This window comes from Armatimonas sp. (assembly GCF_031410135.1).
In the GTDB taxonomy this organism is placed as follows: Bacteria; Armatimonadota; Armatimonadia; order Armatimonadales; family Armatimonadaceae; genus Armatimonas.
The window spans coordinates 1-5920 of sequence record NZ_JANNYP010000690.1 but is presented as its reverse complement, the minus strand read 5'-3'; the positions used below and the strand labels follow the sequence as shown (position 1 = coordinate 5920).

Annotated in this window: 4 protein-coding genes and 1 pseudogene; 4 read left to right on the top strand and 1 reads right to left on the bottom strand. The window is 63.1% G+C overall.

The genetic code is table 11. The features are described from left to right. A partial coding sequence (locus tag RMO15_RS25325; RefSeq protein WP_309719264.1) for a DUF1549 domain-containing protein occupies window positions 1–2255 on the bottom strand: 2255 nt, incomplete at its 3' end. Between the two features lie 63 nt (window positions 2256–2318). Between RMO15_RS25325 and RMO15_RS25320 the strand changes: the two genes are divergently transcribed. The 4 genes and pseudogenes from RMO15_RS25320 to RMO15_RS25305 form a co-directional block, all read left to right on the top strand. Beyond that, window positions 2319–3149: a nucleotidyltransferase family protein gene (locus RMO15_RS25320; RefSeq protein WP_309719261.1), complete on the top strand. Its 831-nt coding sequence runs from the start codon at window positions 2319–2321 to the stop codon at window positions 3147–3149. Next, window positions 3131–4030, top strand: a complete 900-nt coding sequence (locus tag RMO15_RS25315) for an endonuclease/exonuclease/phosphatase family protein (RefSeq protein WP_309719258.1) — start codon at window positions 3131–3133, stop codon at window positions 4028–4030. Before RMO15_RS25320 ends, RMO15_RS25315 begins: the two co-directional genes overlap by 19 nt. Next, the gene (locus RMO15_RS25310; protein WP_309719255.1) at window positions 4023–4910 is read left to right on the top strand and encodes a phosphatidate cytidylyltransferase; all 888 of its coding nucleotides are present in this window, start codon (window positions 4023–4025) and stop codon (window positions 4908–4910) included. Before RMO15_RS25315 ends, RMO15_RS25310 begins: the two co-directional genes overlap by 8 nt. A gap of 194 nt (window positions 4911–5104) precedes the next feature. Then, window positions 5105–5920 (top strand): annotated as a pseudogene (locus RMO15_RS25305) (anthranilate synthase component I); the annotation flags it as partial.

The following is a 5920-nucleotide window of genomic DNA, read 5'->3' as shown; positions in this document are numbered from 1 at the left end:
AGCCAGTCGAGCAGCTCGGGGTGGCTGGGGAACTCGGCGCGGGTGCCAAAGTCCTCGGTAGTGGCGACCAGACCCGTGCCAAAGAACTTCTCCCAGAGCCGGTTGACAAAGACACGCGCGGTGAGGGGATTTTCCTTGCTGGCGACCCATCTTGCAAAGCCGAGACGGTTATTTGCGACGCCCACAGGGAGCGTCCCAAACGCCGTCGGCAGGCCCGCTTTGACTTCATCGCCGAGCTGGTCGTACTGGCCGCGCTTTAACACATAGCACTTGCGTGGCGCGTCTAGCTCCGCCATGACCATGGTGGCAGGGATGGTCGCATCGTAGTCGGTGAGGGCTTTTTTGGCCGTGGCGAGTGTCTTGTCGGCATCCCGTGTTGGGTTCTCGACATTGGCTCGGAACCAGGCAAGGCGCTCGGGCGTCCCGGCAGGCGGGATTCCCTCCGCAGACGGGGTCTCCGAGTCCGTGAGGGCGACCTTGAAGCGGGCGAACTGGTGCTGACTGTACTGCGAGCCAAAGCGTAGCGTGAAGGTCACGCTCTCACCCGTGAGCGGCTTATCGAGCGTGAACGTCGCGGTGTGGGGCTTGTCGGTCTGGCCGTAGATTCCCCAGCCGGTAGCGGGGTCGGTGTCAATGGCATCGCTGATCGAGTTGCCACTCTGCGCGAAGTCCGCGACCGCCTTGCTGGGATGCGTCTCGTTGACCGTCACATCCGTCAGCACAAAGTTGCCATTGGACGAGCGCCCCACTTTTCCTTTCTCCGGGAAGACTTCCAGCCGGATACCACGCACGGGCTTGCCGCCGGTCGGGAGCGTGAGCGTGTAGGTCTCGGTGTCGCCGTTCTTTCCCGTGGCAGAGAGCTGGTTGTCGGGGAGGATCATGAGCTTGGCGCTCTGGGCCGTCGCTTGGCTAGGGCGCACCCCAACCCACGACGTCACCGGGTACTTCGCCGCCGCGCCGCTCGCCTCCCACGCCGCCAAGAGGCCGGGGAGCTTGGCCTCCGCCGCCTTGACCGTGGCCTCCGCACTCGTCACTGTCTCGCCCAGCTCCGCCAGCTTTTTCTGTTCTTCTGCCGTCGGCGCTTTGAGGGTCGGGGGCGTGTTGATATTGACCCCTTCAGTGCCTGCGCCGCTCTCGGGGACATTGTTGAAGTAGGAAAAGAGCGAGTAGAACTCTTTTTGGCTGATGGGATCGTACTTGTGGTCGTGGCAGCGTGCGCACCCTACGGACATTCCCATCCAGACCGCCCCGACTGTCTCCAAGCGATCTATCACGCCCTCAACCCGCCACTCCTCCGCGATCAGGCCACCCTCGGTGTTGATGCGGTGATTTCTATTGAAGCCGGTCGCCAGCTTCTGGCTGACGGTCGCATTGGGCAACATATCGCCGGCGAGCTGCTCGATGGTGAACTGGTCGAAGGGCATGTTTTTGTTGAAAGCCTCGATCACCCAGTCCCGCCAGCGCCACTGGTAGCGCTCGTGGTCGTTCTGGAAGCCGTTGGAGTCGGCGTAGCGCGCCATGTCCATCCACGAGATGGCCATCTTCTCCCCATAGCGCGGCGAGGCGAGTAATCTATCCACCACTCTCTCATAGGCACTCGGCGACTTATCGGCCAGAAACGCATCCACTTCCTGCAACGTCGGCGGTAGCCCCGTCAGGTCCAGCGCCACCCGCCGGATCAGAGTCGTCTTCTCCGCCTCAGACGAGAGTGCCAGCCCCTCTTTGGCGAGACGTGCGGAGATGTAGGCGTCTATTTCCCCTCCCCCCGGCTTCGCCGACCCCCTCCCAATAATGGGAGAGGGTTGGGTGGGGGCATTTTCTCCCCTCCCTTTCCCGTTATCGGGAGGGAGGGGCCGGGGGAGGGAGGGCCTCATGAGGGGCGCAAACGCCCAGTGCTGCTGATATTTACCGCCCTGCCCGATCCAGCGTCGCAGAAGCGTCTTCTCACTCTCCGTAAGCGTCTTGCCCGAGTCCGCCGGCGGCATCTGAAGCGCACCCGTCGCCCCGATGCGATGCGTGAGCTTGCTGGCTAGAATATCCCCGCCGACAATAGCCACGTTGGGCAGATCGAGCCGCAACCCCGCCGCACGCTTGCTCTCGTCCTGGCCGTGGCAGGCAAAGCACTTGCCCGAGAGAATCGGACGAATATCGCGGTTGTAGTCCACGACGGGCGGCGTGCTTCTGAGTGGCTTCTGTGCTAGCGCTAGCCCGGTAAGGCAGAGGGTGCCTGCGAGGAGGCTCCAGTGAGACTTCATAGCCTCACTGTTCGGTAGCAAGGGGCGACTCTCCTGCTTCGCATTTAGCGATACACTAAAGATATGAGTACTGACAGCATAGACGTCGTGGTTCTGGCGAGTGGGCTCAACCAGATCTCACTTTATGAGGGCTACGTCCCCGGCTACAAGGCACTGATTCCCTACCACGGGCGCGCCTCGATTCAGTATGTCCTGGATGCCCTCGTCGCCGTGCCGCGCATGGGGCACATCTGTATCGAGGGGCCACAGGTGCAGCTCCAGCCCGAGCTGGCCGAGCGCCTGAGCGCCGACTCCCGCATCACACTCGTTGAAGGCGGTGAGAGCTTTCTCGATAGCCTCGTCATCGGGCTGAGACATTTTCAAGACGCGCCCGCCGTGCTCTTTATCGCCGCCGATATTCCGCTGGTCACTCCCGAGGCGATCCAGAGCTTTCTGACGGCCTGGGAGAGCACCCCCACGACCTACCCACAGAATCTTTTTCTCTCCGCGGTGCCCCAGAGCGCCTACACCGGCGCCTACGAGCACTTCACCAAGCCCTTCAACCACTACCGCGACATCACGCTCTGCCACGGCAACTTCTTTATCGCCGAGCCCGCGCTCCTGGATCAGCCGGGCCTGAAGGAGCGGATAGATCGCTTCTACGCGGGCCGTAAAAACGCCCTCACCACCACCCTGGCGCTGGGCTGGAAGATCGCACTTGCCTACCTGATCGAGGTCGAGGGCCTGCACCTGATGACCCTGGAGCAGTTCGCCCACTTTGTCTCCAAAGAGCTGGGCTTTGGGGTGATACCACTGCTGGTTGACTACCCCGAGATCACGATTGATGTTGATGAGCACGACGACTACGACTTCGTGAAAGAGAGAATCGAGGAGCGATGGCGCTTAACGTCATGACCCTCAACCTGCTCTACGCCGGGGCAGTGAATCCGGCGGGCACGTGGCCTGTGCGCCTGCCGCTGGTGCTGGACGTGGTGCGTGAGAGTGGGGCCGAGCTTATCGCGGTGCAGGAGGCGACCGCGCCCCAGCTTCGGGACCTAGCGCACGCCCTCTCCGAGTTCACGTTTGTCACCGGCCCTGAGAGTGGCGAGACGCGCCTGCCGCGCGTGCTTCACCGGGCGACCCGCCTGCTACACCGTGCCCGTGCCCGACGAGCAGGTCATGACCATACGGCAGTCCATCTCCACACCCCACGCGGCGAGCACTGCGCGATTCTCTTCCGCACCGACACGTTTGAGCTACTAGAGAGCAGTGCCTTCTGGGTCTCGCACAAGCCCGACTCCGAGGGAAGTGTCCTGCCCGGCTCCTGGCTCCCGCGCGTGGTCAACTGGGCACGCCTCCAGAAGCGCACCACGGGCCAGGTCGTCACCGTTTTCAATGCCCACCTCGACTTTCTCCCCTGGGCTCCCTTGCGCTCCGCCCGCATCCTGCGCCGGATGCTCGACACGCACTGGGACGGCACGCTCCAGGTTCTTCTGGGGGACTTCAATGCACAGCCACGCTCGAAAGCCTACACGCACTTGGGCGCAGAGCTTGCCCAGACTCCCCACCCGCCGCTCCAAGATGCCTGGGAGGAAGCCAAGGAGCGCATCGGCCCGGAGGGCACCTACCACGGCGGCACGGGGCGTATCCGCTGGATGGGCCGCCTGGACCGCATTCTCTTCCGCCCATCGCTGACCGTGAGCCGCGTGACCACCCTCACCTATCAGCATGAGGGGAAGTTTCCGTCGGATCACTACCCAGTACAGGTGGAGTTTAGGGAGGTGGGCAATGATTGAGCGATTGGCGACGCTGCCGCCACTGACCCAGCGCGTCCTGACGGCGCTGGTGGGAATGCCGATCCTGGTGGCACTCTGCCTCTGGGGTGCGCGGCCTTTTGTGATTTTTACGGTGATTCTCGCGCTGATCGGACGCACGGAGCTCCAGCGTGCCTACGCGCAGTGTGGTATCCGCCCCAACGGCTTGCTCTCCCTGCTCGGAGCGCTGGTACCCGGCGCGGTGCTCTTGCTACGCCCCCCGCTTGGCGGCGGAATGCCCGCCGCGCCGCTCTCACTGCTGCTAATCCTCGCCTGTGGCCTCGTGATCGCCAGCCTGCTGGAGACAGGAGTTGCCTCGCACCCCAAGGAGGAGATCCACACGGGGAGAAACCTCGCCTACGGCCTGCTGAGTGGAGCCTACGTGGCGCTCTTTGGTGGGATCGCGCTCCTGCGGCTGAGCACCTGGCACGGCCCCAAAGGACTCTGGCCATCGCTGGACGGTGGAGCGGCGCTTGTCTTACTTACCGCCGCCTGCACCATCGCGGGCGACAGCGGCGCGTACTTTGTCGGGCGCTGGCTCGGGCACCACAAGCTCGCGGAAGGGCTCTCGCCCAAGAAGACCACCGAGGGGCTTGTCGGAGGCATGGTCGCCAGCCTGCTGATTGGCAGCGGGCTAGGCCAGCTCCTTCTCGGCTCGCCCGTCTTTGGCCTGATCGTCGGCGCACTGGCTGGGATTCTCGGGCCACTCGGTGATCTCTTCAAGTCCGCCCTCAAGCGCGAGATCGGCATCAAAGACTTCGGCGCCCTCCTCCCCGGCCACGGCGGTATCCTCGACCGCTTCGACAGCCTCCTCTTCACCGCCCCCATCGTCGCCCTCGTCGTCACCACCATCGGCCCGTAGAAAGAGTATTGCGTTTGACACGTCACTGTGGGCCGTGGTATCGTAGCCGCAATGCAAACGCGAAAGCTGGTTCAGTGGTGGTGGCGCACGGGGGCTTGCCCGGTGCGCGCTGTCCGCTAAACACGCCGACGCTGCACACGAAGAGAGGCAGGCTCCCGAGTTACAAAAACCGGGAGCCTGTTTTATTTTGTCTTATGTTTCCTACCACACCTGATAGAGCGACGTTTAAGGCGCTGGCAAGCCAGGGCAATGTGATCCCGGTCTGCCGGGAGATCCTGGCCGATATGGAGACGCCCGTCTCGGCGTTTAAGCGCCTGGCACACAGGCCCCATGCGTTTTTACTGGAGTCCGTCGAGGGCGGTGAGCGCATGGCACGCTACTCGTTTCTGGGCTCCGATCCGCGTGTGGTCTTGCGAAGCCGCGGCACGAGTGTCAGTCTCACCGAGCGCGGAAAAACCAGGCTGATCCCGCTGTCCAAGGGCGAGGACCCGCTGCATGTTTTAGAAGCGGAGCTAGCGAAGGTCAAGTTTGTTGAGACGCCCAACCTGCCGCGCTTTGTGGGCGGTGCGGTGGGCTACATCGGCTACGATTGGGTGCGCTTTTTGGAGCCCATTGGGCAGAAAACCCATGACGATCTGGACCTCGACGATGTGTATTTAATGCTCACCGACACGCTGTGCATCTTTGACCACGTGAAGCACCGGATTATCGTTCTCGCCAACGCTCATATTGAGCCGGAGACGGACTTAGACGCCGCCTACGACGAAGCCTGTGAGAAAGTGGAGGACATGATCGCCGCCCTCCGCGCTCCGATTCCCGATCTGCTGGGGATGCCCAACAAGCGCAAGGGTGACCCGCCACCGTGGGAGTCGAACCTCACCCGCGCCCGCTACGAGGAGATGCTCACCGAGGCCAAGGAGCTGATCGGGGCGGGGGACATTATTCAGGTCGTGCTTTCCCAGCGCTTCTCGCGGCCCTACGACGGCGATGCATTCGATGTCTACCGCGCC